This is a genomic window from Streptomyces sp. NBC_00287 (assembly GCF_036173105.1).
GTDB lineage: Bacteria > Actinomycetota > Actinomycetes > Streptomycetales > Streptomycetaceae > Streptomyces.
Genome location: NZ_CP108053.1, coordinates 1,024,757 through 1,046,305, shown reverse-complemented (window position 1 = coordinate 1,046,305; position 21,549 = coordinate 1,024,757). Strand labels below are relative to the sequence as shown.

Annotated in this window: 18 protein-coding genes and 1 pseudogene; 18 read left to right on the top strand and 1 reads right to left on the bottom strand. The window is 71.5% G+C overall.

What is annotated here, in order from left to right; genetic code table 11:
• The first annotated feature begins 120 nt into the window (after positions 1 to 120).
• From OHT76_RS05120 to OHT76_RS05110, 3 genes and pseudogenes are all read left to right on the top strand, one after another.
• A pseudogene (locus tag OHT76_RS05120) lies at positions 121 to 1,481 on the top strand (MBL fold metallo-hydrolase).
• On the top strand, positions 1,414 to 1,800 hold the full coding sequence (locus tag OHT76_RS05115; RefSeq protein WP_328869537.1) for a rhodanese-like domain-containing protein: 387 nt from the start codon (positions 1,414 to 1,416) through the stop codon (positions 1,798 to 1,800). Before OHT76_RS05120 ends, OHT76_RS05115 begins: the two are co-directional and overlap by 68 nt.
• Positions 1,797 to 2,549 carry a sulfite exporter TauE/SafE family protein gene (locus OHT76_RS05110; protein ID WP_328869536.1) on the top strand — a complete coding sequence of 251 codons (753 nt, stop codon included), beginning with the start codon at positions 1,797 to 1,799 and terminating at the stop codon, positions 2,547 to 2,549. Before OHT76_RS05115 ends, OHT76_RS05110 begins: the two co-directional genes overlap by 4 nt.
• Here the strand turns inward: OHT76_RS05110 and OHT76_RS05105 are convergent, their stop codons facing one another.
• Positions 2,550 to 2,837, bottom strand: coding sequence for a metal-sensitive transcriptional regulator (locus OHT76_RS05105; protein ID WP_328869535.1), 288 nt, complete (start codon positions 2,835 to 2,837; stop codon positions 2,550 to 2,552).
• Positions 2,838 to 2,921: 84 nt separating this feature from the next.
• On the opposite strand from OHT76_RS05105, the gene OHT76_RS05100 reads away from it, so the two are divergent.
• The 15 genes from OHT76_RS05100 (at position 2,922) to OHT76_RS05030 (ending at position 21,536) form a co-directional block, all read left to right on the top strand.
• Positions 2,922 to 3,494: a rhodanese-like domain-containing protein gene (locus tag OHT76_RS05100; RefSeq protein WP_328869534.1), complete on the top strand. Its 573-nt coding sequence runs from the start codon at positions 2,922 to 2,924 to the stop codon at positions 3,492 to 3,494.
• Positions 3,495 to 3,508: 14 nt separating this feature from the next.
• Positions 3,509 to 3,949 carry an RpiB/LacA/LacB family sugar-phosphate isomerase gene (locus OHT76_RS05095; RefSeq protein ID WP_328869533.1) on the top strand — a complete coding sequence of 147 codons (441 nt, stop codon included), beginning with the start codon at positions 3,509 to 3,511 and terminating at the stop codon, positions 3,947 to 3,949.
• A 489-nt stretch (positions 3,950 to 4,438) separates the two neighbouring features.
• Positions 4,439 to 6,304 (top strand): phage tail sheath subtilisin-like domain-containing protein, encoded by a 1,866-nt coding sequence (locus OHT76_RS05090; RefSeq protein ID WP_328869532.1) that lies wholly within the window; start codon positions 4,439 to 4,441, stop codon positions 6,302 to 6,304.
• Between the two features lie 20 nt (positions 6,305 to 6,324).
• A complete protein-coding gene (locus tag OHT76_RS05085) occupies positions 6,325 to 6,849 on the top strand; it encodes a phage tail protein (protein WP_015662275.1) in 525 nt (174 codons plus the stop codon).
• Positions 6,850 to 6,870: 21 nt separating this feature from the next.
• On the top strand, positions 6,871 to 7,581 hold the full coding sequence (locus OHT76_RS05080) for a T4 family baseplate hub assembly chaperone (RefSeq protein WP_328869531.1): 711 nt from the start codon (positions 6,871 to 6,873) through the stop codon (positions 7,579 to 7,581).
• Positions 7,574 to 8,314 (top strand): hypothetical protein, encoded by a 741-nt coding sequence (locus tag OHT76_RS05075; RefSeq protein WP_328869530.1) that lies wholly within the window; start codon positions 7,574 to 7,576, stop codon positions 8,312 to 8,314. Before OHT76_RS05080 ends, OHT76_RS05075 begins: the two co-directional genes overlap by 8 nt.
• Before the next feature lie 42 nt (positions 8,315 to 8,356).
• The gene (locus OHT76_RS05070; protein WP_328869529.1) at positions 8,357 to 9,136 is read left to right on the top strand and encodes a DUF4255 domain-containing protein; all 780 of its coding nucleotides are present in this window, start codon (positions 8,357 to 8,359) and stop codon (positions 9,134 to 9,136) included.
• A 34-nt stretch (positions 9,137 to 9,170) separates the two neighbouring features.
• Positions 9,171 to 11,108, top strand: coding sequence for an ATP-binding protein (locus tag OHT76_RS05065; RefSeq protein WP_328869528.1), 1,938 nt, complete (start codon positions 9,171 to 9,173; stop codon positions 11,106 to 11,108).
• The gene (locus OHT76_RS05060; protein WP_328869527.1) at positions 11,099 to 11,377 is read left to right on the top strand and encodes a hypothetical protein; all 279 of its coding nucleotides are present in this window, start codon (positions 11,099 to 11,101) and stop codon (positions 11,375 to 11,377) included. The genes OHT76_RS05065 and OHT76_RS05060 overlap by 10 nt, the downstream gene beginning before the upstream one ends.
• Entirely contained in the window at positions 11,374 to 18,084 is a 6,711-nt protein-coding gene (locus OHT76_RS05055; RefSeq protein ID WP_328869526.1) for an eCIS core domain-containing protein, read from the top strand. Before OHT76_RS05060 ends, OHT76_RS05055 begins: the two co-directional genes overlap by 4 nt.
• Positions 18,081 to 18,782: a hypothetical protein gene (locus OHT76_RS05050; protein ID WP_328869525.1), complete on the top strand. Its 702-nt coding sequence runs from the start codon at positions 18,081 to 18,083 to the stop codon at positions 18,780 to 18,782. The genes OHT76_RS05055 and OHT76_RS05050 overlap by 4 nt, the downstream gene beginning before the upstream one ends.
• On the top strand, positions 18,779 to 19,465 hold the full coding sequence (locus OHT76_RS05045) for a hypothetical protein (RefSeq protein ID WP_328869524.1): 687 nt from the start codon (positions 18,779 to 18,781) through the stop codon (positions 19,463 to 19,465). The genes OHT76_RS05050 and OHT76_RS05045 overlap by 4 nt, the downstream gene beginning before the upstream one ends.
• Positions 19,466 to 19,474: 9 nt before the next feature.
• Complete coding sequence (locus tag OHT76_RS05040) at positions 19,475 to 19,834, top strand: hypothetical protein (protein ID WP_328869523.1); 360 nt, start codon at positions 19,475 to 19,477, stop codon at positions 19,832 to 19,834.
• Entirely contained in the window at positions 19,827 to 20,966 is a 1,140-nt protein-coding gene (locus OHT76_RS05035; RefSeq protein WP_328869522.1) for a hypothetical protein, read from the top strand. The genes OHT76_RS05040 and OHT76_RS05035 overlap by 8 nt, the downstream gene beginning before the upstream one ends.
• Positions 20,967 to 20,999: 33 nt before the next feature.
• The gene (locus OHT76_RS05030; protein WP_328869521.1) at positions 21,000 to 21,536 is read left to right on the top strand and encodes a phage baseplate assembly protein V; all 537 of its coding nucleotides are present in this window, start codon (positions 21,000 to 21,002) and stop codon (positions 21,534 to 21,536) included.
• The last annotated feature ends 13 nt before the right edge of the window (positions 21,537 to 21,549 follow it).

The window sequence follows — 21,549 nt, the reverse complement described above, 5'->3', positions numbered from 1 at the left end:
CTTCGGCCCGGCCTTCAGGGTCGGGCATCCGGGAGTGAGCGGAAATACCCCGGAGGGTACCTGTGCTACTGTCTCCTATATACCCCGGGGGGTAATTTCGGAGCGAAAGGGAGCGCCGACGTGTTCTTCATCGACACCCTCGACGTGGCAGGACTCGGCAACCGCGGCTATCTGGCGGGCGGTGAGCGGACGGCCGTGGTGGTCGATCCGCCGCGTGACGTCGACCGGGTGCTGGCGGCGGCCGCCCGGCGGGCGGTGCGGATCACGCAGGTCGTCGAGACACATCTGCACAACGACTACGTCTCCGGCGGCCTGGAGCTCGCCCGGCTGACGGGCGCCGCCTATCTGGTGCCGGCCGGTGCCCGGGTCGCCTTCGACCGGACCCCGGTGCGCGACGGGGACCGTGTGGTCGTGGACGCCGGGCTGACCCTGCGCGCCTTGGCGACGCCCGGGCACACCCCGCACCACACCTCCTACGTCCTGGAGCAGCACGAGACGGAGGTCGCCGTCTTCACCGGCGGCTCGCTGCTCATCGGCACCGTCGGCCGACCCGATCTGGTCGAGCCACGGCTGACCGAGGAACTGGCCCGCGCCCAGCACGCCTCGGCCCATCGCCTCGCGGCCGAACTCCCCGACCACGCCCAGGTGTTGCCCACCCACGGCTTCGGCAGCTTCTGCTCCTCGACCCAGGCCGACGGCGACGCCACGACCATCGGCAAGGAGAAGGCGTACAACGAGGCGCTCACCCGCGACGTCGACACCTTCGTCGCCGAACTGCTGGCCGGCCTGGACGACATACCCGCGTACTACACCCACATGGGCCCGCTGAACGCCAATGGCCCTCAGCCGGTCGACCTCACTCCGCCCGCTGTGGCCGACGCCGAGGAGATCGCCGCGCGGCTGGCCGCGGGGGAGTGGGTGGTGGACCTGCGCAGCCGGGTCGCGTTCGCCGAGGGGCATCTCGCGGGTTCGTTCAACTTCGAGGCCGGTGGTCAACTCGCCACCTACCTCGCCTGGTTGATCCCGTGGGGCAAGCCGGTGACGCTGCTCGCCGAATCGGCCGAGCAACTGGCCGATGCCCAGCGTGAGTTGGTGCGGGTCGGCATCGACCGGCCGGCCGCCGCGGCCACCGGCGGACCCTCCGACTGGGTCCGTGAGGGCGAGACCCCGGCCGCCTTCCCTCGGGCAACCTTCGCCGACCTCGCGCGCCGCGACCCGGCCCAGGGGGTCGTCGTACTCGATGTGCGCCGTGCCTCCGAACGCTCCGGCGGATTCGTCGACGGCTCGCTGCACATCCCTCTGCACAGCCTGCACCGTCGCTCGACGAGCTCCCCGAGGGCGAGGTGTGGGTGCACTGCGCCGGTGGGATGCGGGCAGCCATCGCCGCGTCCCTGCTCGACGCGTCCGGACGGGATGTCGTCGCGGTGGACGACGGGTTCGACGCCGCGGAACGGGCCGGACTCGTCGTCCGGGCCGCCTGACATGGCGCGTCGGATCACCGTCCAGGAGGCGGCCGAGCGGACGAGGAACGGGGGTTCGGCCCTGCTGGTGGATGTGCGGGAGGCGGATGAATGGCAGGCAGGTCACGTCCCGTGGGCCGTGCATCTGCCGCTGTCCGCACTGGGTGGGCCCCTGCCGCCCGATGTGGCGGGACGTCCGCTCGTGCTGGTGTGCCGCTCCGGCAACCGCTCCCGGCAGGCCGCCGAACTACTGGTTGCCCAGGGGATCGAGGCCGTGGATGTGATGGACGGGATGATCGAGTGGGCGCGGGCCGGACTGCCTTTGGTGGACGTCGGGTGAGTGCTCTCATACTCGCCCTGGCCGCCGGGGCCGTGGTCGGTCTGGCGCTCGGTGCGCTCGGGGGCGGCGGCAGCGTGCTGGCCGTGCCCGCGCTGATCTATCTGCTCGGCTTCAGCCCGGCCGCGGCCACCACCGCCTCCCTCGTCATCGTGATCGTCACCTCCGCCACGGCGCTGTGCGCCCACGCCCGCGAGGGCCGGGTGCGCTGGCGTGCGGGGCTGGCGTTCGCGGCGGCGGGCATCGGCCCCGCGCTGCTCGGCGGAGCCGTCGCCGGACGGATTCCGCAGGCACTGCTCACCGCGGCCTTCGCCGTCCTCGCGGCCGTGGTCGCGGCCCGCATGCTGCGTACGAGCCGACCGGGCCCGGTCGTCGGGGATCGCCCCCTACGGCCCCGCCGGGCCGCCGCGGTCGGCGCCGGGCTCGGTACGGTCACCGGGGTCCTCGGCGTGGGCGGCGGCTTCCTCGCCGTGCCGGCGCTGGTGGGCGGCCTCGGGATGCGGATGCGGGCCGCGGTGGGCACGAGTCTGCTGGTCATCACCGTCAACGCGGTCGCCGCGCTCACACTGCGCGCCGGAAGCATCGAGGGCCTGGACTGGGCGCTCGTCGCCCCCTTCGCCGGGGCGGCGGTGCTCGGTGCCTGGGACGGGCGACGGCTGGCCGCGAAGGTGTCCGGGGGCGCCCTTCAGCGGATCTTCGCGCTGGCGCTGCTCGCGGTGGCCGCCGTCATGCTGCTGGACGCGGTGCTGTGATCAGGCCAGCGACAGGAAGAGCTTCTCCAGCCGGGCCCGCATCTGCTCGGCGTCCTCCCCGGAGGTGCGGCCGGCCTCGATGTCGGTCACGCACTGCTGAAGACCCGTCGCGATGATCGCGAACCCGGCGCGGTCGAGGGCGCGCGAGGCGGCGGCGAGCTGCATGATGACCTCCTCGCAGTCCCGGCCCTCCTCGATCATCCGGATCACACCCGAGATCTGGCCCTGCGCCCGGCGCAGCCGGTTCAGCACGGCCTTGAGGTCGGCACCCGCGAGGTCCAGTTCCACGATCACTCCTCCAGAAATACCCCTAGGGGTACTCTACGTCCCAGTTCGGGACGACGTCGACGACCACCAAGGATCACATCTGCCATGACCGCTCCACTCACCCCCGTCACCCTCACCCCCGGCCAGGCCCACGCCCGGCTGGCCGAGTTCACCGTCATCGACGTACGGACACCCGGCGAATACGCCTCCGGCCATCTGCCCGGGGCCCTCAACCTCCCGCTGGACCGGCTCCGCGGCGCCCTGCCCGAGCTGCGGCAGGCACCCGAGCTCCTCGTGGTGTGCGCCTCGGGAGCCCGCTCGGAGAACGCCTGCCGGATCCTGGCCGCCGAGGGCATCCCGGCCGCCACCCTCGCCGGCGGCACCGCCGCCTGGGCGGCCGAGGGGAACGCCCTCCAGCACCCCGAGGCCGCCCGGACCGTCTGGGGCATGGAACGCCAGGTCCGTTTCACCGCCGGCGCCCTGGTGCTCCTCGGCCTGCTGCTCGGCGTGCTGATCCATCCCGCGTTCCAGCTGCTGGCGGCGGGCATCGCGGGCGGCCTGGTCTTCTCCGCGCTCACCAACACCTGCGGCATGGCGGCCGTCCTCGCCAGGCTTCCGCACAACCGGCCCCGCACGGCCGACCTGAACGCCACGCTGGCGGCCCTGCGAGAGCGCTGAGTAGGCTCGCGAACATGCGGATTTCCGTCTCTTCCGACATGGACGAACCCGTCGCCCGCTTCCTCCTCGCGGAGCTTCAGCGGCGCGGTCACCAGGTCGTGCCGCACGGGGCGCTGCGGGCCGGCGACGACCCGCAGTGGGCGGTCTGCTCCGAGGCGGCCGCCCGTGAGGTCGCCGCCGGTACCGCCGACCAGGCCGTGGTCTGCTGCTGGACCGGCACCGGCGCTTCCATCGCCGCCAACAAGGTGCCCGGCGTACGGGCGGCGCTGTGCACGGACGCCTACACGGCGGACGGGGCGCGCCGCTGGAACGACGCCAACGTCCTCGCCCTCAGCCTGCGCCTGACCTCCGAGCCCCTGCTGAAGGAGATCCTCGACGCCTGGTTCACGGCCGAGGCCAGCCAGGACACCGAGGATCTTCAGAACGTGGCGCACATCGGCCGGCTCGATCAGTAGCTCGGGACAGCATGTTCGAGTCACCCCGGTGAAATCGGCCAACGAAGGATTGTGTACGACTCGGGGAGGTCGTACGTGCGTACGGCGGGCCTCGGCACGCGGGTAGGGCGTTTCGGCGGCCGTATGTGCCGTGGCCCCGGACTCGCTGTGAAGGCGCTGTGAACCACCTGGCCGGGGCACGCACGCGCGGTGTGTGGATGCGGCACCGCCGCCTTCACCAAACCCCCTTCCGGGGTGGCCTGAAGGTGCCTTGTTGCGTCAACTCGAAACACACCAAGGTGGATTGAGCACTTGAGCATCAGGAGTCACAAGCGCGCTGCTTGACCCGGGCGAACCGATCCGCCCGGGGCACTGACGGGGGAACTTGATGTGGTGCGCGCGGCCGCCGCCGACCAGGACGGGCCCCTTCGCGCACCGCAAACGGAACGTAACCCTCCGCCGTCTCTTGGTGCCTTCGTCCCGGTGCCCGAGACAGGGATAGGAGGGGGAATGCCGATGAGCGCGGTGAGCGCCGCCAAGCCGACGTATCCCGGCGTCTACGTCGAAGAGCTTCCCAGCAGTACCCGCACGATCTCGACCCTGACCACGTCCGTGACCGCCTTTGTGGGCCACACCCGGCGTGGTCCGCTCAACGAGCCCGTGCGCGTCACGAGCTTCACGGAGTTCGAGCGCCGCTTCGGCGGTCTGAGCGCGCAGAGCGCCGTCGGTCACGCGGTCCACCAGTTCTTCGGCAACGGCGGCACCGTCGCCGTCATCGTCCGCGTCGCCAAGTCCGGCAGCGGCAAGGCCGCCTGCGTCACCCTGGAGTCCACCGAGGGTCACAGCGAGGCCCGCGTCCTCGATGTGCACGCCAAGGAACCCGGCGTATGGGGCAACGGCCTGCGGGTCGCCGTCGACCACGACACGCAGTGCCCCGACGACACGTTCAACCTGCGGGTGTACGACGCCCGCGGTGAGGCCCGCGAGAGCTTCACCAGCCTGTCGATGGACGCCTCCGACGGCCGTTACGCGCCCACCGTGATCAACGCCGGCTCCCGGCTGATCCGCGTCGAGGTCCTCGGCGAGGGCCGCCCCGACCCGTCCGGCACCGTCTCCAAGCCCTTCGGCGACGAACTGCCCGACCTGGCCGTCGACCTGACCGTCAAGATCGGCGACGTGGAGCGCGAGTTCACGCTCTACGACCCCGACTGCGACGGCGAAGCACCCTGCACGGTCGCCGAGTTGGCGCTGCTGCTGGAGCGGAAGCTGCGCGCCCTGCCCGACGCCCCCGGCAAACACGCCTTCGGGGGCGCCGAGGTCGCCTCCTTCGGCCGGCGTATCCAGGTCGTCGCGGGCTCCACGGACCCCGAGGACGTCGTCCGCTTCCTCGGGGAGTGCGCCAACGACCTGGGCCTCGAGGCCTCCGTCAACCCGCCGGTGTTCCCGCTGGAGGGCGGCGAGGACGGCGAGGCGCCCGGACCGCGCGACCTCATCGGCAGCGAGGCCGGGAAGACCGGTATCCAGGCGCTGCGTGCCGTGGCCGACGTCAATCTGCTCGCGCTGCCGGAGATCTCGGCGTACGAGAAGACCGAGGACATGCTCACCGTCGTCTCGGCCGCGCAACGGCTGTGCGAGGAGCGGCGGATCTTCCTCCTCGTCGACGCGCCCAGCACCTGGGTCAGTGTGGACACCGCACGCGCCGGGCTCGCCGCCTTCGACGCCGTCCGCGGCAACCATGCGGGCCTGTACTTCCCGCACATTCAGCTCACCGACCCGCTCACCGGGCGGCTGCGTGCCTTCCCGCCGTCCGGCGCGGTCGCCGGCGTCATCGCCCGCACCGACTCCGAGCGCGGGGTGTGGAAGGCTCCGGCCGGCACCGAGGCCCGGCTCGCCGGGGTGCGCTCGCTCACCGTCGACCTGACCGACCGCGAGACCGGGCAGCTCAACCCGCTCGGCGTCAACTGCCTGCGCACCTTCCCCGTCACCGGACCGACGGTGTGGGGCGCGCGCACGCTCCAGGGCTCGGACGCGCTGGACAGCGAGTGGAAGTACGTGCCGGTGCGCCGGCTCGCCCTGCATGTGGAGGAGAGCCTCCAACGCGGTCTGCAGTGGGTGGTGTTCGAGCCCAACGACGAGAACCTGTGGCAGCAGATCCGCCTCAGCGCCTCCTCCTATCTGCACACCCTCTTCCGCCAGGGCGCCTTCAAGGGCGGCACCCCGCGCGAGGCGTACTTCGTCAAGTGCGACAGCGACACCACCACGGACGAGGACATCGCGAACGGCATCGTGAACGTCCTGGTCGGCATCGCGCCGGTCAGGCCCGCCGAGTTCGTGATCGTCAAGATCCAGCAGACGTCCGGGCAGTTCGAGCTCTAAGGAATCCCGAGGACATTTCGATGGCTGAGTTCACGGTCAACGCCCATCGCTTCGACCCCTACAAGAACTTCAAGTTCCTGGTCCTGTGGGACGGTCGGACGGTCGCGGGCATCAGCAAGATATCTCCGCTGAAGCGGACCACGGAGGTCGTCAAGCACCGGCACGGCGGCGACCCCTCCTCGCCCCGCAAGTCCCCGGGCCGCTCGGAGTTCGAGGGCATCACCCTGGAGCGCGGGGTCACCCACGACCCCGAGTTCGACCGCTGGGCCAACAAGGTCTGGCAGGTCGGCGCGGGCCTGGGCTCCGAGGTCTCCCTCGCCGACTTCCGCAAGGACATCGTCATCCAGGTCCTCAACGAGGCCGGCCAGGTCGCCGTCTCGCACAAGCTGTACCGGACCTGGCCGAGCGAGTACCAGGTCCTCGGCGAACTGGACGCCAACGCCAACGCGGTGGCCATCCAGACGCTGAAGCTGGAGTGCGAGGGCTGGGAGCGGGACTACGAGGTGCCCGAGCCCGAGGAGCCCTCCTTCCTCAACCCGGCCTGAGCGTAAGGGGGTTCGGGGGACATGACGAGCACGGGGGCGGCCGAACTGCTGGCCACCTGGGAGGCCGGACTCGCCGAGGCACAGGCCGGGCGCGCGCTGCTGCTGCATCGCGCCGCCCGGCCGGACCTCGACGGTACGGCGGTGCCGGTGGGCCGGCGCGAGGCGGACCTGTTCGCGCTGCGCCGGGCCCTGTTCGGGGACCGGATGCAGGTGCGCCTCGAGTGCGCGGCCTGCGACGCGGACATGGAGTTCGACCTGGACGCGGAGGAGTTCACCGCTGTGCCGGGTGACTCCGTCGTACGGGTCCACGAGGGGGGCTGGGAGATCGAGTTCCGGCTGCCCGGCGTCGCCGACCTCACGGCGGCGGCCCGGGCGGCGGACCCGCGCGCGGCTCTGTTGGAGCGGTGCCTGGTCTCCGCGGTGCAGGACGGCTCCGCGGCCACGGCCGACGCCCTGCCCGCCCCCGTCCAGCGGCGGATCGCCGAGGCGGTCGAGGCCGCCGACCCGGGCGCCGATGTGACGCTCAACGTGGCCTGCCCCGACTGCGGGCAGGCCACCCGGGCCGAACTCGACATCGCCTCCTACCTCTGGACCGAACTGGACGCCTGGGCGCGCGACGTCCTGCTCGACGTCCATCTGCTCGCCACCGCCTACGGCTGGAGCGAGCCGCAGATCCTGGCGCTCAGCCCGCTGCGCCGCCGCTACTACCTGGAGCTGTGTGCCGATGTCTGACTCCTTCGCGGGTGAGCCGGTCCCGGACTTCCTCGACCGGCTGCTCGCCCGGCACACCCCGGCCCCCGGTCCGCGCCCGGGCGTGGTGCGGGTACGGCCGCGGCTGCCCGGCCCGTTCGAACGCGTCGAGGCGGTACGGGGTACGGCGCCGGAGGCGGACGAGGGCCCGCTGTGGCCGTCGGACACCCCCGCCGCGGCGCCGGAGCGCAGCGCCCCGAGTCCGGCGCAGGTGCGCACCCACACGGAACGGGAGCGGACCGTCGTACGCACCGAACAGGCCGCATCCGACGGGGACTTGGCACCGAGGCCCGCCCCAGCGCCCGAGCGGGACGTGCCGCTGCTGCGCCCCGTCGCGCCGCTCGCAGCGGTGCCGCGAGCCGTGCCCGACACCGGGCGGCGCACTCCCGGCACGGAGCGGCAGGAGCGGGGAACCGCCCGGAGCGTGGCGTCCGGGCCTGTCCCCCCGGGTGCGGACGCCGTTCGCCCCGCCGCCGTGTCCTCCCCCCTCCGGCCCAGCGCCGCGGACACGGCGGCGGCACGCGACGCCGTACGACAGGCCGCCGCCCGTCGGCCGTCGCGGCAGCCGGAGCAGGTGGTGCAGGTGCAGATCGGCCGGCTGGAGGTGACGGCCGGACCGGCGCCGTCCGGCGGCACCCGGCAGCGCACACCCGAACACAGCCGCGCCGGGGCGACGTTGAGCCTCGCGGACTATCTGGCGCGCGGGCGGGAGTGACATGCGGCACGAAACACACGAGGGAACCGAGGAACGGACGTCATGAGCAACGCACTCGTCATCGCGCATGTCACCCAGGCCCTCGCCCTGCTGATCGAGTCCAACCTGGGCCCCGAGTTCGGCGCGGCCGTCAAGGTGGAGCCCCGCAAGCCGCCCGCCGAGCCGCCGGCCGAGCCGACCATCACCGTGTTCCTGTACCAGGTCGCGCCCAACACCTCGCAGCGCAACAACGACCTGCCGACCCGGGCGTCCGACGGCACGCTGGTCAAGCGGCCCGCCGCGGCCCTGGACCTGCACTACCTGATCAGCGCCTACGGCGAGGAGACGGAGCTGGTCGGGCAGCGGCTGATCGGTGCCGTCGTGCGCGCCCTGCACGAGATACCGGTGCTGCCGAAGGACGTCATCGAACAGGCCGGTGAACGCCCCCACCTGGCGGGCAGCGACCTCGCCGAGGCGGTGCAGCGGGTGCGCTTCTCGCCGACGGTGATGGACATCGACGAGGCGTCGAAGCTCTGGGGGATGCTCCACCAGACCCCCTATTCGCTGTCGGTCGTCTACCAGGCGTCCCTGGTCTTCGTCGACGGCCGTGAGACGCCGGTCCCGGCGAAGCCGGTGGAGCGGCCCGCGGTGCGGGTGGTGCCGTTCGGGGCGCCGGGGGCGGAACCGCCGGAACCCTCGGCCGATGCAGAGAGCGCGCCGGTCAAGTCCGTTGCCAAGAAGGCAGCGAGGCTCCCGGCGAAGACCGTGGCCAAGGCACCGGCCCGGACCCGCAGAAAGAGCACGGCGCCCCGCCCGGACAAGGGCGAGGGCAGGCAGAACTGAGACGACGGACAGGACAACGGGGGCAGGTGAGGACATGACGAAGGACACCCGGGCCGAGAGCCCGTCGCTGACCGCGGAGATCCGGCGCGTCCTGGCCCGCGTCGACGCCCATGCGACAGGCGCGCCGGAACCGGAGCCGCCCGCGCGTACCCCCGCCCCGACCGGCCCCGGCACCGCCCCCCTCGACGCGCTCGTCACCTGCTTCGGGCTCACCCCCTTCGAGCGGGACCTCCTCCTGCTCGCGGCCGCCCAGGAGCTGGACCCCACGACCGCCGCCCGGTGCGCCGCCGCCGGCGGTGATCCCGAGCGGGCGTATCCGACCTTCTCGCTCGCCCTGGCCGCCCTGGCCGAGCCGCACTGGAGCGCGCTCACCCCCGTCGCCCCGCTGCGCCGCTGGCGGATCATCGAGCTCGACGACGAGGCCCGGCTCACCACGACCCGGCTGCGGCTCGACGAGCGCATCCTGCACTTCCTGCTGGGCTCCCCCTACCTGGACGCCCGGCTGCACGGCCTGTTGCGCCGCACCCCCGTCCCGGACCGCCTGCCACCGTCGTACGACCTCGCCGCGAGCCGGGTCGCCGAGGGCTGGACGCCGGTCAGCGGGCCGGACATCCCGCCGGTCGTCGAGCTCACCGGCGGCGACGTGCGCAGCCGGGCCGAGATCGCCGCGGCGGCGGCCGCCCGGGCCGGGCTCGGGCTGTACACCGCGGGCGCCGAGGACATCCCGGCGGACCCCGCCGAACGCGACGCGCTCGCCCGCCTGTGGCAGCGCGAGGCGATCCTGTTGCCCGCCGCGCTCCTCGTGGAGGTGGGTGACCTGGACCGCGACCAGCGGGCGGCCACCGAGGCGTTCCTGGCCGGTGCCGCCGTCCCGGTCGCTGTGTCGAGCGAGGACCCGCTGCGCACCGACCGCGCCCACGCCGCGCGCGTGCCCGTGCCGCGACTGGACGACGAGGAGCAACTCGCCCTGTGGGCCGACGCCTTCCAGCCAGTGGCGGACCTCGACGACACCGAACTGCGCTCCCTGATCGCCCAGTTCCAGCTGCCGCCGCACGTCGTACGCGCCACCGCCGCCACCGTGCACCGCCGCCTGCCCTACGAGGACCGCCTCGACGCCGCCCAACTTGCCTGGCGGGCAGGTCTTGAGGAGGCCCGGGTCGGCATGGACGAGCTGGGCCGACGCATCCAACCGCAGGCGGGCTGGGGCGACCTCGTCCTCCACGAACGCCAGACCGGCGTGCTGCGCGAGATCGTCGCGCATGTCCGGCAGCGGGCTACCGTCCACCAGGAGTGGGGATTCGCCTCCACCCTGCGTCGCGGCCTCGGCGTCACCGCGATGTTCGCGGGCGGCTCCGGCACCGGCAAGACACTCGCCGCCGAGGTGATGGCCAAGGAACTCGGCCTGGATCTCTTTGTGATCGACCTCTCCCAGGTGGTCAGCAAGTACATCGGCGAGACGGAGAAGAACCTGCGCCGCGTCTTCGACGCCGCCGAACGCGGCGGCGCGCTGCTGCTGTTCGACGAGGCCGACGCCCTGTTCGGCAAGCGCAGCGAGGTCAAGGACAGCCACGACCGGTACGCCAACCTTGAGGTCAGCTATCTGCTGATGCGCATGGAGGCATACCGGGGCCTGGCCATCCTCACCACCAACATGAAGAAGGCCCTCGACACGGCCTTCCTGCGCCGCATCCGCTTCGTCGTGGACTTCCCCTTCCCGGCGGAACACGAGCGCGCCGAGATCTGGCGGCGCGTGATCCCGTCCCAGGCTCCGGTGAAGGACCTCGACCCGGGCCTCCTGGCCCAACTCACCGTGGCGGGTGGCTCGATCCGCAACATCGCCCTGTCCGGGGCGTTCCTCGCAGCTGAGGAGGGCGACCGCCTGCAGATGCGGCACATGCTCGCGGCTGCCCGCACGGAGTATCTGAAGCTGGAGCGGTCCCTGACCCCGACGGAGGTCCGCGGATGGGTGTGACACCGCATGAGATCCGCGTCGAGGTGGGCGAACTCGCCCTGAACGGATTCCGGGTGGACCCCGAGCGGGTCTCGGCCGCGTTCGAGCACGAGCTGACCCGGCTGATCCGCGTCCACGGCGTGCCGCTCGCCGACGACGGCGCGGTGACCCTCGACGCGCTGAACGGACTGCCGCCGCTGCCCGCCGGGCTCTCCGCCCGCCGGCTCGGCCAGGAACTCGCCCGCGCGGTGCACGAAGGCCTGAGCGGTCACGGGGAGGTGACCCGGTGAACTCGCCCTCCCCGGAGGCCCGTTCGGAGCAGTCGGCCGAGAAGCGCCGCCGCAAGCGCAAGGAGCGGGCCGCCAAGTCCCGTACGCCGGAGCCCAAGGACATCGTCAGCGGCGCCGGACAGCCCCTCGACCCAGGCGTGCGCAGGCAGTTGGAGGAGCGGCTCGGCCATGATCTGAGCCGGGTACGGCTGCACACCGGCCGCGACGCCGGGCAGCTGACCGAGTTGCTCGGCGCGGACGCGGTCGCGGTGGGCCAGGACGTCTTCTTCGGCGAGGGCGCCTTCAAGCCGGGCACCGAGGAGGGGCTGCGGCTGCTGGCCCATGAACTTCTGCACACGGTCCAGAACCCGCACGGCCTGGGCACGTTGCGGGCGGGGCGGGAACTCGGTGCGGTGAGCCTGCCGCAGCAGGCCATCGAGCTGGAGGCGGAGTCGGCGGCCCAGGATCTGGTACGGCAGCCGGAGGCCGGTGCGGCAGAGGTGCAGGAGGGCCAGGCCACCCCCGGCTGGCTCCGGTACGCCACGGTCGACGCCGACCGGCGTCGTATGGAGCAACTGGACCCGGCGACCGTCGTCGACCGCATGGCCAACACGCTCCTGCGCTCCCTGCGCGGTGACCCGGAGGACCGGTCGGGGCGAGTGCGGCTGCAACTGGCGCGGATGGCGCCCCAGGTACAGGACGTCGTGCTCGACCGGCTGGAACTGAGGCTGCCCACGCCCGTACTCGACCAGCTGCTGCAGGCCGTGGAGGAGACAGAGGAAGCGGGCCCGCTCCCGATGGAGTCCGTGGCGGCGCCGCTGGCCGTTCCGGGAGCGGCGGAGGAGGTCGAGGAGGAGCGCGAGCGGGAGCCTGCGGAGCGGGAGCCCGCCGAGGAGGAGCGGCCCGCGCCTGACGATGCCCGCGAGGAGGAGCAGGACTCCACGGATCAGGACCCCGGGCCCGCCGGTGAGCAGCAGGGCGCCGCTCGCGACCGGGAGCAGTCGGCCGGACAGCAGCAGGAACGGTCCCAGGACCGGCAGGAGGAACAGAACGCCTCCGGCCGGGACGCGCAGCAGGGCTCTGCGGACGAGCGCAAGGACGCGGCGGGCGCCCAGCAGGAGCAGCGGGACCAGGACCGGGGCGAGGAGCGGGAGGAAGAGGCCCAGGAGGAGCCCGCCCCGGAGCCGGAGAAGCAGGCCGACGAGCAGGAGCCGCAGCAGGCCGGGGCGGCAGCCCGGCAGGTCGCGACCCCCTCCCCGGTGGACCGGAGCGGCGCGGAGCCGGGGGAGCGGCAGCGCACCGGCGACGACACACGCGCGGCGCGTACCGTCGGCGACCCGGAGAACGAACAGGACGCCGACGACGAGCCGTTGGGCCTGGATGCGGAGTCCGCGGAGGAGGACACCGACCCCGATTCGGAGGCCGACGAGGGGACGAGCGGTCGCGCACCCGATGCCGAGCCCGCGTCGGACGACGGCACGGCGAACGACCCACGACTCTTCGAGCGGCGCAAGAAGTCGGCGCCGCGTGCGCCGGGCCTCTCGTTCACGGGCGGCCGGTCGGGCACGGACGAGGTTCAGGAGACGGCGGAGCCCGAGGCCGGCGAGGACACCGCCGTACGCACCAACGAGGAGGAGACCGAGGAGCGGGCCGTCCAGGAGCTGGAGGACGTCCTGTCCGCGGACCCGGACACCGCGGCGGACGGGGACGGGCAGCGCGGGGCCGCGGCGACGCCGGGGCTCGGCGCGGCGGGCGCGGTCACGACGCTCCCGGCGACGGACGCGGACAACGAGCGGGGACGGGAACGCCAGGAGGACGCCGAGGCCGCACGGCGCGACGAGGAGGCACGCAACGCCGACGATGCCGGACCGGACACCGCGCCCGCGCCCGGTGAGACGGCCGGACCCGAGCAGCTCGCCAAGGCGGACGAGGACGCCCGTACCCAGACGGCGAGCGCGCAGGGCGGGGCGGACGGCGGGAGCCGTGGCGCGAAAGCGGGTACGGCGGAGGCCGACGGCGGCAGCGCGAAGGAGCCGTCGGGGCGGCAGGCCGAGAAGGGTACGGACAAGGGCGCGGAGCAGGCAGCGGACAAGGCAGGGGACAAGGCCGCCGACAAGCCCACGGACAAGCACACGGACAAGCCTGCGGAGCAGGACTCGGACAAGGGCACGGACAAGAGCGCCCCCGGCGACCAAGGCGCCACCGAGGGCAAGGGCGACGCGACGATCCCCGGACCCGTGACCGGCCCGGACAAGGTGTCCACTCCGGGCCCCGCCGCCGCCCCGAAACTGGCGCCCGGCAACGGCCCCACACCCCTGTCCGCCGGACCGGAGGCCGCGACCAACGCGCCCAAGGGCGCGCAGGCACCGGCAGCCACCGGCTCGCGCCCCCGGCCGACGGGCAACAAGCGGCAGGCGGCGCGGCAGACCGCGAAGACCGCTCGCCGCAGCGGTGCCGGCGGTGGCGGCCGTACGGCGTCCGCACCCGCCCCCGTACGAACCGGCGGCCGTGGCGGTGGCCGTACCGCCCCTGCCGGCGGGTCCAGGCCGAAGAAGGAGGCGCCCGCGCCGGACGTCTCGGGCGCCACGCCCGAGTCGGGTCTGGCGACGGCGGCGTCGCTCAAGCCGCACCAGATGCTGGAGACGTTGAAGGGTGTGGACGGCGCCGTGGGCCGTTCCGTCGCCAAGGAGCGGACCGCCCTGCGCAAGGCGCCGCCGAAGACACAGCGGCCGTCCGGTTCGCCGCGCACCGTTCCCGGTGGCCCGACGCCCGCCGCGCCCGGCGCCTACACCAACGCCAAGGTGGCGCGCACCGAGGCCGCCGCGGGAAAGACGCCCGAGATCGCCGGTGAGCAGAAGCCGGAGGGCGAGGTGCCGGGTGCGAACGTGCCCGAGCCGAGCTGGTGGGACATCGGCCTGACCATGGCCGCCCAGCTGTTCGGCAAGCTCCTGAAGGAGATCCTGCCGCTCGACGACCTGATCGACTCGATCCTGGGGCTGCCCACGAAGGACGAGGGCCTGCGAGGCGCGAAGGTCGGCGACGCACCGCGTCTGCCGTTGGAGAACGACTCCGACCCGCAGCGCACCGACGAGCAGAGCGGCAAACTCGACGAGCGCAAGGGCGAACTGCACCGATCGGGCCGTGAGGACGCCGCCCGCCCCATGGGCGAGGACCAGATCTACCCGGACGTCCCCCAGGAGACGCTGACCGGCAAGGTGCCCGGCGGCAAGGGCGGCGCGAAGGCGAGCGGCCCCAGGTCGGTGTCCGGCGGTGTGCCCATCGAGTCCGCGTCCGCCGTCGCCGAACACGACCGCGGCCCGCAGATCCAGGCCGGGTTCGCCGAGGGCCGGCAGAAGATGGGGCAGGAGCGCCAGGCCAAGGACAAGAAGGCGGCGGACGACCGCAAGGGCTACGACGAGAACCTCCGGCGTGAGGTCGCCGCCAGCAGCGAGAAGCAGGCCGGCGCCCGCGACAAGGGCCGCTCCGACATCGCCGACTCCCGCGACAAGTGGCGCAAGGAGCAGGACGACAAGGTCGCGGACATCGACGACAAGAAGGGCAAGAAGTACGACGCGGTCCGCAAGGACATCAAGAAGAAGGAGGAGGACACCGACAAGGACGTCGACAAGCGGACCGAGGACGACAACAAGAAGATCGAGACCGAGCAGACCAACGCTGAGCGGGACGCGGAGAGGAAGCAGGAAGAGGGCAAGGACGACGCCGACAACTGGCTCGAAGAGGCCATCGAGAAGCTCAAGGAGTTCTTCGAAGGCATCAAGAACGCCATCAAGGGCATCTTCGAGAAGGCCCGGCAGGCCGTCACCGACCTCATCGACAAGTTCAAGCAGCAGGTCTTCAAGCTCATCGACGACGCCCGCAACTGGGTCATCGACCAGATCAACACCTTCGCCGACGCCCTGATCGCCCTCGGCGACGAACTCCTGGCCGATTACCCGGCGATGCGCGACAAGTGGCGCAACACGATCGACGGGGCGCGCGACTGGGCCGTACAGAAGGTCAACGAGTTCGCCGACGCCCTCAAGGAGGTCGCCGGGAAGCTGCTCGACGGTCTGTGCGGTGCGCTGCTCGCCGGGCTCGATCTGCTGGAGACCGGGCTGCTGGCGGCCGTCGACATCGCCGAGTCCGTCACCGTCGGCGCGCTGGAGTTCGGTGCCGCCGCTGTCGCGGCTCTCGGCGAGTGGGCCGCCATTTTCAATGACATCGTCTCCGACCCGGGCGACTGGATCAGCAAGGCGGGTGCCGCGGCCGAGACCGGGGCCAAGGAACACCTCTTCAACGAGGTCAAGACCGCGGTCAAGGCCTGGTTCAACCAGAAGGTCCAGGAGATCATCGGCATCCCGATGGAGGACTTCCAGGCCCTGATCGACGGCGGTGTGACGGTCGATCAGATGGCCCAGATGGCCTGGGACGAGGCGGTGCCCCAACTCCCGGTCATCATCGGCGTGCTGGTCGTGGAGAAGGTTGTCGCCAAGCTGATCCCCGGCGCCGGCTGGGTGATGGCGATCATCGACGCGCTGCAGACCGCGTGGGGTGCGCTCAGCGAGATTCTTGCTGCCTTCGGGCTCTTCATGGACTTCCTGAAGTCGGTGAAAAGCGGCAATGGAGCCCTTCCCTTCGCCAAGGCGGTCGCGGCGGGAGTCGTGGCGCTGCTGGAGCTGGTCTACACCTTCCTGATCGAGGGCGTCGGCCGCTTCATGGGCAAGGTCGCGGACCGGCTCGGCGACATGCTGAAGAAGATCCGTACGAAGAAGGACAAGCCGGAGCAGCCGGACGCGCCCGGTCAGCCGTCCGCGCCGAACAAGCCCAAGGACGACAAGCCCAAGGACGACAAGCCGAAGGACGAGGACCCCAAGGACAGGGACAAGCCGGCCGATCGCCCGGCCCCCCGCAAGCCGTCCCCGAACAAGACGTCCCGCCCGCAGTCCAAGCCTCGCCCCGGCAAGCGCTCCTCGCCCGAGAAGAAGCAGCGCCCCTCCCACACCACCCGGCCGAAGAAGCGCCGCGATGACGACGAACGCCGCGAGGAGGGCCGCGATGTGAACGCGGCCAGGCGGCGGGCGCGGGACGCGGAGCGCAGGACCCGTGATCAGGACCGGGACGACCGCACCGGCGCGCCCGTACGTCGGGGGCCGGCTCGGGACACATTGCGCAAGGACGACCGCGACCGTGACCGGGACCGTGATCGCGATCCAAGGAACACGCGGCCGGACCGCCGTACGGACGATCGCCGCCGCGACGACCGGGACCGCGACCGGGACCGTCGTACCGACGACCGCCGTCGCGACGACCGCCCCCGCCGCGTCCGTCGCGCCCGCCAAACCCTCAAGTCGGCCGCCAACAGGGCCCGTCGGGCCGCTCGCAAGCTCTACGGCAAGGCACGCCGTCGGCTCGGCGGCCGTCTGAACGACCGGCTGCGGCGGCTGCGCGACCGGTGGCGCAAGCGCCGGGACCGGATGCGCGACGACCGCGGGCGCCGTCCGGGCCGGGACCGTCGCCGGGACCGGCGCGACGACACCAAGGAACCGGTGGACCTGCCGCAGGTGCGGTATGCCGACGCCGACGACGGTGAGCGGCACACGCTGCGCTTCCACGGCCGGGGCCCGCGCGCACCCCTGTACATCCACAGCACGCCGAAGGAAGTGCCGCCGTTCATGGCGGAGTGGCGCAAGGACCTTCAGAAGCCGGAGGCCGAGAAGGACAGGGTGAAGCAGCAGGAGTACGTGGACTCGGCCGAGAACGAGTACCAGGAAGCGCTGAAGATCCAGGCGCGGATCCCGGCGGAGACCGACAAGAAGAAGCGAGAACGGGAGGTCGACAAGAACAAGCGAGATCTGGCGCGGCAGCTGAAGCAGTTCGCCAACCAGGCCCGCAACCGGCTCTACTTCGACATCCCCGAGGAACAACTCCAGACCTTTGCCGACCTTTCGCTCGGCCCCAAGCAGCGGCGATCGGACGAGGCCCATGAGTCCAAGTTCATCGGCACGCCATCGAAGACGGTCTTCGGGGGCGGCGGGCAGGACGCCAACAAGGCCGCCTGGGGACAGCCGCCCGGCTGGCTCGATGTGGTGAACCGAGGGCTGAGCGAAGGATCTCGCTGGGTCCGTATGCATCTGCTGCCCGAGCGGATCGGCGGTCAGGCCACCGGAAACAACCTGGTGCCGGCGCGCGGTCCGGAGACGAACATCAAAGCCCGGGAGGAAATCGAGGATCAGGCGTACAAGGCGATCGGGGACTCGGAAACCCTCATCTGGTATCACTCCGGCGCTGAGTTCAACCACGCCGACTGGCCTCATCTGCCGAGCCACATCTATGCGAAATTCGGCGGTTACGAAAAGGTCGGCGGAACTGGCAAGAGCCCGGACGACTGGCGGGAGAAGGGCCTGACGAAGCCCTGGTCCCAGAACCCCGATCCGATTGCCGCGAACGAGAAGACCCGCCTGTCCATCAACGTCGTCGGCGCCCCCACCGTCCAGGTCAGGCTGCTCGGCGGCAAGCACCCGCGCCTCGCGGAGCACTTCGTCAAGGCCCGCACCAAGTTGCTGGGATCGGGCGGCAAGCTGACGAAGGCAGGCGGCGGGCGTGAGCTGAGGAAGATGGTGAAGGACTACGCCAAGGGAACCAATATCTCCCTGGAGGGTCTGGACCTCATGGTGGCCAACTACGAAAAGTTGATGGACGAGAGCGAAGTGAGCTGGACGGTGTCATGACGGCGAACAATGAAGAAGAATTCCGGTACCCCTTTGAAGAGCGCTGCGCCAAGCTCCTCCAGAAGATCAGGGAGACCGCCGAATTCGATGTGCACCTGGCGCAGTTCGACGAGATCGTCTCCCTGTTCGACGTCGCCGAGACGGTCTTCGAGGAACTCGCGGAGGAAGACGACCTACCGCTGAGCCGCCGGATCCAGGAGTACTTCTTCCGCTACGGCGCGGTCGAGGCGGCCTGGCGGTCCCGGCGCCCTGACACGGCACTTGTCGGCGAGTTCAAGCTCCACCACATCATGAGCGCGGTCGGCAATATGCGGATGACGCGGTACTGGAAGGGCGAGGACGACGAGGAGCGCGCCCTCTACAAGGACCTCCGCATCATCGACGACACCCCCCAGACCGGCTCCGGCCGTATGTCCCTGCTGCGCGCCACCCCGGGCGCCACCGACCCCGAGGTCTGGTTCTTCGACATGCGTCAGGGCGCCATGCCCATGGAGCTGGACTACCCGGCCTATGTGGAGACCCTGATGGTCACCAAGGGCGTGATCGGCTGGCAGTACTTGTACTGCGAGCCGGATCGGTGCGGTGAGGGCTTCTTCCCGCTGGAGGACGGCCTCAAGGAAATGCTCGACGTCTTCCCCCGCCTCTTCCCCGACCACGACTACACGGACCTGCGGGCCCGACTCGAGGAACGCCTGTGACCCGCTACGCCGACATCCCCAAACCCATCCGCTCCGGCATAGTCGTCGTCGACCCCGACACCGGCGCCCCCCAGCGGGTCATCGTGCTCCAGTTCAACCCGGACACCCTGGAGCGCAGTGTCTCGCCGCAGTCCGCCGGGGACAGCGGTGACGCCGGTGGCGGAGGGACCGGGAGCGGGGACCGTAACGAGGCGCTCCGGCTCAAGGGTCCCGCCCAGGAGACCTGGAAGTTCACCGCCGAGATCGACGCCACCGACCAGTTCGAGATCGCCGCGCCCGACGGGATCCATCCGCAACTGGCCACGCTGGAAATGCTGGTGCAGCCCACCACCGCCCAACTGCGCGCCGCCAGCCGTCTGTCGCAGAAGGGCGCCATCGAGATCAGCCCGATCGAGATGCCGCTCACCCTGTTCACCTGGGGCAGCAAGCGGGTCATGCCGGTGCGGCTCACGGAACTGTCCGTCAATGAGTCCGCGTTCGACGTCAATCTCAACCCCATCCGTGCCTCCCTCAGCATCGGCATGAAGATCCTCACCGTGAGCGATCTGCCGGCCGGACACCGCGGCGCGGACCTCTATCTCGCCCATCTCGCGCAGAAGGAGCGGCTCGCCGCCGCCGCGCGGGGCGGCAGCATGAGCGGGCTCGGGCTCGCCGGAACCAACGCCGTGAACGGAAGGGGCTGAGCAGCGCCCATGCTTGAGCCGTACGAGAACGCCTTCGACGCGATACCGGGCGCGCATCCGTATCCGCGGACCAGCCGGTACCACGACGCTGAGATCGGTATCCACCGGCGCCCGGACGGGACCGAAGTCCGGTACACCAAGCGGCGGTTGCTGCCTCCCCTCGACGAGCAGGAGACGCAGGGGCACACCGTCGCCGCAGGTGAGCGGCCCGATCTGCTCGGGCAGCGCTACTTCGGCGACCCCGGCCAGTGGTGGCAGATCGCCGACGCCAACCCCGTACTTGATCCACGGGAGTTGACCGACGAGCCCGGACACGTCGTCGACATCCCGCTCAGCGGCGGATTCCCCCGTGGAGACCGGCGTGTTTGATCTGCCCGTGGGGCAGGGCCCCGTCCATATCACCCTCCTCATGGGACCCAAGCTCGCCCGGCCCGTCCCCGCCGAGGTCACCGAGGCGCTGCTGACCGCCCAGATCACTGCCACCGCCGGTGAACGCAGCGGCTTCCAGCTGGCCTTCGACCTCACCAAGAACGGCATCATCAGCCGACGCCTGCTGCCCGAGGGCTTCTTCGACCCCAAGACCCGGATCATCGTCACGGTCAGCGTCAAGGGCACCCCGGACGTGCTCTTCGACGGCCTGATCGTCCGCCACGAGGTGGGCGCCAGCAACCGGCCGGGCCACTCCACCCTCACCGTCACCGGCGAGGACCTCACGCTGCTGATGGACCTGGAGGAGCGCACCGCCCGCTACCCGAACCTGCCGCCCTCCGAGCGGGTGCTGGCCATCCTGCGCCGCTATTCCGACTACGGCATCCGCCCCGACGTCTACACCGAGAAGGTCGCCCAACCCCCGCACCAGGACCTCCGTGTCCACTACCAGACGGGCACCGACCTCCAGTACGTCACCGAACTCGCCCGCGCCAACGGCTACACCTTCTATCTGGAGCCCGGCCCGGGCCCCGGCCAGTCCTCGGCTCGTTGGGGCCCCGAGGTCCGCCTCGGCATCCGCCAGCACGCCCTCAACGTCAACATGGACGCCAACTCCACGGTGGACCAACTGACGTTCGCCTACGACGGAACCGCGCGCGAAGAACCGCAGGCCCGCTGGCAGAACCCCGAGACCCGGCAGTCCGCCCTGCTCCCGCAGCCGTCGATCAGCCCCCTGCGCCCGCCCCTCGGCAAGCGGCCCACCCCGGCCCTCAAACGCAGGACCCTCGCCGGCACCGCCAAGCAGCAACGCGAGCAGGCCGAGGCGGAGTTGCTGGCCCGCGCCGCCGTCTCCGCCGACGTCGTCTCCGGCTCCGGCTCCCTCGACGTCAACCGGCACGGCTACATCCTGCAGCCCCGCCAGCTCGTCGGCGTGCGCGGCGCGGGACGGGCGTACGACGGCGATTACTACGTCAAATCCGTCACCCACAACCTGCGCCCGGGCTCGTACCAGCAGAACTTCACCCTCTCCCGCGAGGGCCTCGAAGCCCGCAGCGACTACGTACGGCCGTAACACCCTCGATTCACCCACCAGGAGCTCACCACCATGGCGGCACCCAGCAATCGCTACCTCGGCAAGTTCCGCGGCCGGGTCGTCGACAACGACGATCCGCTGCGCATCGGCCGGATCACCGTCGAGGTCCCGGACGTGCTCGGCGACGAGCCGTCCACCTGGGCGCTGCCCTGTCTGGCGTTCACCGGGCCCGAAGCGGGCCAGTTCGTGGTGCCGCCGCCAGGCACCGGCGTCTGGGTGGAGTTCGAGCAGGGCGATCCCAGCTTCCCGGTGTGGACCGGGTGCTGGTACGGCGCCGCCGAGGAGCTGCCGCCCGACGCGCGCCGCGAGCTCCAGGCGAACTCGCCGAGCAAGCCGGTCGTCGTGCAGACACCGGGGGCGCACAAGCTCGTCATGAACGACACGCCCGGCGCCGACCAGGGGATCCTCCTGCAGGCCCAGGGCGGCGCATACATCCGTATCACCCAGGAAGCCGTGGTCATCGCGACCGGCGCGGGCGCCGAGGTCATCCTGCGCGGCCGTGAAGTGACCATCAACGAGGGCCAGTTGACCGTGCTCTCGAAGCGATAGAAGACGGGGGACG

Excerpts from the sequence above, each read along its gene's own strand:
- OHT76_RS05090 (WP_328869532.1), top strand. The coding sequence starts at position 4,439 with ATGCCGATGAGCGCGGTGAGCGCCGCCAAGCCGACGTATCCCGGCGTC.
- OHT76_RS05070 (WP_328869529.1), top strand. The coding sequence starts at position 8,357 with ATGAGCAACGCACTCGTCATCGCGCATGTCACCCAGGCCCTCGCCCTG.
- OHT76_RS05085 (WP_015662275.1), top strand. The coding sequence starts at position 6,325 with ATGGCTGAGTTCACGGTCAACGCCCATCGCTTCGACCCCTACAAGAAC.
- OHT76_RS05030 (WP_328869521.1), top strand. The coding sequence starts at position 21,000 with ATGGCGGCACCCAGCAATCGCTACCTCGGCAAGTTCCGCGGCCGGGTC.
- OHT76_RS05075 (WP_328869530.1), top strand. The coding sequence starts at position 7,574 with ATGTCTGACTCCTTCGCGGGTGAGCCGGTCCCGGACTTCCTCGACCGG.
- OHT76_RS05080 (WP_328869531.1), top strand. The coding sequence starts at position 6,871 with ATGACGAGCACGGGGGCGGCCGAACTGCTGGCCACCTGGGAGGCCGGA.
- OHT76_RS05100 (WP_328869534.1), top strand. The coding sequence starts at position 2,922 with ATGACCGCTCCACTCACCCCCGTCACCCTCACCCCCGGCCAGGCCCAC.
- OHT76_RS05115 (WP_328869537.1), top strand. The coding sequence starts at position 1,414 with ATGTCGTCGCGGTGGACGACGGGTTCGACGCCGCGGAACGGGCCGGAC.
- OHT76_RS05050 (WP_328869525.1), top strand. The coding sequence starts at position 18,081 with ATGACGGCGAACAATGAAGAAGAATTCCGGTACCCCTTTGAAGAGCGC.
- OHT76_RS05060 (WP_328869527.1), top strand. The coding sequence starts at position 11,099 with ATGGGTGTGACACCGCATGAGATCCGCGTCGAGGTGGGCGAACTCGCC.
- OHT76_RS05040 (WP_328869523.1), top strand. The coding sequence starts at position 19,475 with ATGCTTGAGCCGTACGAGAACGCCTTCGACGCGATACCGGGCGCGCAT.
- OHT76_RS05095 (WP_328869533.1), top strand. The coding sequence starts at position 3,509 with ATGCGGATTTCCGTCTCTTCCGACATGGACGAACCCGTCGCCCGCTTC.
- OHT76_RS05065 (WP_328869528.1), top strand. The coding sequence starts at position 9,171 with ATGACGAAGGACACCCGGGCCGAGAGCCCGTCGCTGACCGCGGAGATC.